We start from the raw sequence: 3,871 nt of genomic DNA on the forward strand, positions 1-3,871 counted from the left end.
GGCGTCGATCGACTGGCCGGGCTTGTCGGCCTGATACACCGCCTGCATGAATTCGCCGACGGATCCGAAGCCGCGCCGGGGGTCCGCTTCGCGGTTGTCGGTGACGATCGGGCCGATGGCACTCTCGATGCCGATGCGTGCTTCATCGGCGATCAGGGCGGCTTCGCGGTCGATGGCCGCCGAAGCGGCATCGATGCGGGCGCGCAAGGCGTCGAAGGTGGCGACTTCCTCGTCGGAGAGGTCGCGGTTCTCGGAAGCGGCGCAGTCGGTCAGGCCGCGGGCCTCCTTGACGAGGATGGTCTTGCGAGCCTGAAGCTCGCGCAGTTGCTTGCTCATGTGGTTCTCCAAAAGCAAAAACCCGCACGAGGCGGGTTCGATGGGTACAAAAAAGCCGCCCGGAGGCGGCTTAGGTGGGGATAACCGAGGGGTCGGTTTAGAACGGGGCGAGGGTCAAGAGAGCGTTGCTGGAAGACATCTCAGTCGAGAAATTTTACAGCACGGCGGATAGGGGTATCTGAAACGACTTTCAAGCTACTGATTCAACGCAATAGTTGTACTAAGGCTCGATTCGTGCTTTCTCCTGTTTGGTGCGTGGCGACAGCCGTTAGCGGCTGCGTCCCTCACTCTGGCCGCTGCGAACGAACAACAGGAGGCATTGCATGAAACATCCACTATTTGCTCTCATGACAATTGGGGCGCTGCTTACCGGTGCTCCGCTGGCGCACGCGACGATCATCACCTACCAGACCGACCTGGATGGCGCGAGTGAGGCCCCCCCAAATGCGTCGCCCGCAACTGGATTTGCGTCGGTCATTACGGACGATGTGGCCAAGACCATGGCGGTGCACGTCACGTTTTCCGGCTTGCTCGGGACGACGACTGCTGCCCACATCCATTGCTGTACGGCAGCTCCCGGGACGGTCGGCGTGGCCACAACCGTTCCAAACTTCTTTGGTTTTCCACTGGGAGTTACGTCCGGAGTCTATGACTTGCTTCTCGACATGACCCTGGCTTCTTCGTACAACCCGGCTTTCATCACGGCTCATGGCGGGACGACGGCGGGAGCAGAAGCGGCGTTATTCGCCGGTATGTCCCTTGGTGAGGCATATGTCAACATTCATACAACTTTCCGCCCAGGTGGTGAGATACGCGGCTTCCTCACACAGGTTCCTGAGCCCGCCAGTCTTGCCCTGCTTGGTCTTGGGCTAGCCGGACTCGGATTCAGCCGCCGCAAGACGGCATAGTCGCAACAACCACTCTGTAGACCAGACCCCGCTTCGCCGGGGTTTTTCTTTGTGGATACGAGCCCTCGATAGCTCCCGATAATGGGCGTTGATCCAGCTGCAGACCGATGCCAGTGGCCACCATGTACAGCAGATTCCGAGGACGTTCCTCAACGGCTTCCACAATCGGCGACTGGCCGCGCCTGTCCGAACTGAAACAGCAGGTCGGCCGATCACGGCGGTCACGCGCAGCACCAAGCCGCGCAACGCGATATCCACCAGCGCTTCCCCAGTATCACAGAATCTCGATCGCACGTTGCGCGTAGGCTAGACGGCTTGCCTTCGGCCTGGCGATGGACTTGGCATCCCGTCGCATCTTCCTGACGACCTCGCCGAAGGTGGCCACGCCGTCGACCATCCCTTGCGCCTGCGCCGCATCGGCACCCAGCACACGACCCTGACCCATCCCCTCGCGCACCTGCCCAATCGGTACGCCCCGCCCGCGCGCCACCGCCTTGGTAAAGCTGGCGTAGTAATCATCCACGCGCGACTGCATGAAGCCCTGCGCCTCCTCGTCGAGCGGCACATACGGATTCCCCTCGACCTTGTATTTCCCGGCGGAGATCAGCGTCGGCTGGATGCCTTCGGCAGCAAACGCCTGTGAGTAGTCGAAATGCGCCTGCCACACGCCGATCGAACCGACCTCGCCACCCGGCGTGACGTAGAACTCCGACGCCGAGCAGCCAATCCAGTAGGCGGCCGACGCGGCCAGGCTGTTGGCGATCGCCACGACCGGTTTCTGACTCTTGGCACCAGCAATCTCGTCGGCAAGCTCGGACACGCCGTAGACACTGCCACCCGGACTGTCGATGTCGATCAGGATCTGACTGACCGAGTCATCCGCCAGAGCCTGGCGCAACGCAGACGCAAACTGCTGCGTGCTGACGCTCCCCGGCCCCGAGACATCGTCGACCATGTTGCCGCGCTGGGTGACGACGCCGTACAGCGGCAGCACCGCGATCCCGTCACTGGAGACGGCATTGGCCGCCTGCCGGCGCGCCTCACGTACCGCGCGATCTGCCGCGATGCCCGCGAGCACATCGTCGCCGGCGGGAACGTCCTGCGACCAGCGGGCCAGCACGGCCGCGACCGCGTTCAGCCGTTCGGGCATCAGCGCCCAGGGCGTGGCCAGGAACTCGGCGATCAGCAAGTGGTGGTGCATGGTGTCATCCCCATCAGTCATTCGTCCATCGGGTCCGCCGCTTCCTGCGCTGGCGGTTCCGCCTGCTCGACATCGCCCGCCAGATCCCCGGCAGACCCTTCCTCGACCATGTTCAACGGCCGCAGCGGCTCGTCGAGCCCATCGAGCGGGTTCAGGTTCTCGGCAATGCGCGCTTCGTTGCGCGTCAGCCAGCCGTTCTGGATGCCGCTCTGGTAGTACGACGAGCGACTGGCGGCGTCGCCGCGCATCAGGTTCGCAAAATCGAACTCGACTTCGAGATCGTCGCCATCAAGCAGCAACTCCGACTCGATGCTCGCTTCCCACCGTTCGGCCCACGGCGTCATCGTGTGCATTACGAATTCCAGGCTCTGCTGCTCGATGTTCGAGAAGGTTGCCCGATCGAGATCGGCGATCATGTGCGGCGGCACGCGAAACAGCCGCGCGATGTCGGTGATCTGGAATTTCCGGAGTTCGAGAAACTGCGCGTCCCGGTTGGTTACTCCGACCTCGTGGAACTTCATGCCGTTTTCCAGCACCAGCACCTTGCCGCGGTTGGCCCCGGACTGCGCCGCCTGGTACGACTCACGAAAGACCTTCTTGGCCTCGCTGTCCTTGAATGACCCCGGAAACTCGATCCAGCCACCGGTCGGTTTGGCGTCGTTGGCGAAGAAGCGCGCACCGTAGTCCTGCGCCGCCAGCGCCATGCCCAGACTTTCCCTTGCCAGGTCGATCGGGCTCATGCCCATCAGACCGTCCGACGACAGCCCCCGCAGATGCCAGATTTCCCCACGCGGCAGAACCGTCTCCACCCCCAGCCGGTCGGTCACCCGGTAGCGGTAGTCACCGGCCGGCGTCAATTCCATCCGGATCCGGTCCGGATGGACCGGCACCAGTTCGACGATCTCGCCTCGGCTATTCGCCACGATCCGGTTGTAGGCGTTGCCCCGCAACGCCAGATGGCCCTGCAGCATCTCGCGCCACTCATACGGGTTCTGGTAGCGGTTCGGACGCTTCGCCAGTAAGCGGTACAGCCAGTGATCCGTCACCCGGTCCTTACCGCCGTCCGCCCGTTGCCGGTAGAGCACGAACGGCAAGGAGGCCATCGTCTCGGCCAGGATGCGCACGCTGGCGTACACCGCTGCGAGGCGCAGCGCGTTGTCCGCCGAGACACGCATCCCGCTCGACGTGCGCATCGTCACCGGCTCGAACCAGAAGTCACCCCCTGGGGAGCGATCGTCACTCGACGCCCGCCAGCGGCTGAAGAAGCTCAAGAGACCCATGCCTCAGTCGTCCTCGCGAACCGGCAGGTGCGCGACCAGCGCCAGCGTCTTCTGCGGATTCGTCGTGCCGCAGACCACCTTGATCGCGTAGTCGTGGTCGGCCAGACCGCCCCTGACCGGAACGAGCACCGTTTTGGATTCCACCC

The 3,871-nt window shown here is 63.4% G+C and carries 3 protein-coding genes and 1 pseudogene; 1 reads left to right on the top strand and 3 read right to left on the bottom strand.

Features of this window, described 5'->3' with window-relative positions; translation table 11 throughout:
- A pseudogene (locus Q1L50_RS00005) lies at positions 1-336 on the bottom strand (phage major capsid protein); the annotation flags it as partial.
- Positions 337-659: 323 nt separating this feature from the next.
- On the opposite strand from Q1L50_RS00005, the gene Q1L50_RS00010 reads away from it, so the two are divergent.
- Positions 660-1,244 (top strand): CHRD domain-containing protein, encoded by a 585-nt coding sequence (locus Q1L50_RS00010; RefSeq protein WP_300334979.1) that lies wholly within the window; start codon positions 660-662, stop codon positions 1,242-1,244.
- 274 nt (positions 1,245-1,518) lie between these two features.
- On the opposite strand, the gene Q1L50_RS00015 is transcribed toward Q1L50_RS00010, so the two are convergent.
- Both Q1L50_RS00015 and Q1L50_RS00020 read right to left on the bottom strand, forming a co-directional pair.
- Positions 1,519-2,466 carry a S49 family peptidase gene (locus Q1L50_RS00015; RefSeq protein WP_300334981.1) on the bottom strand — a complete coding sequence of 316 codons (948 nt, stop codon included), beginning with the start codon at positions 2,464-2,466 and terminating at the stop codon, positions 1,519-1,521.
- Positions 2,463-3,725: a phage portal protein gene (locus tag Q1L50_RS00020; protein WP_300334983.1), complete on the bottom strand. Its 1,263-nt coding sequence runs from the start codon at positions 3,723-3,725 to the stop codon at positions 2,463-2,465. The genes Q1L50_RS00015 and Q1L50_RS00020 overlap by 4 nt, the downstream gene beginning before the upstream one ends.
- Positions 3,726-3,871: the final 146 nt, after the last annotated feature.

Origin of the sequence: Accumulibacter sp., assembly GCF_029255145.1 — a bacterium.
Lineage (GTDB): Bacteria > Pseudomonadota > Gammaproteobacteria > Burkholderiales > Rhodocyclaceae > Accumulibacter.

Bases quoted from the DNA above. Each gene is read 5' to 3' on its own strand.
- Q1L50_RS00010 (WP_300334979.1), top strand. From the start codon at position 660: ATGAAACATCCACTATTTGCTCTCATGACAATTGGGGCGCTGCTTACC.
- Q1L50_RS00015 (WP_300334981.1), bottom strand. From the start codon at position 2,466: ATGACTGATGGGGATGACACCATGCACCACCACTTGCTGATCGCCGAG.
- Q1L50_RS00020 (WP_300334983.1), bottom strand. From the start codon at position 3,725: ATGGGTCTCTTGAGCTTCTTCAGCCGCTGGCGGGCGTCGAGTGACGAT.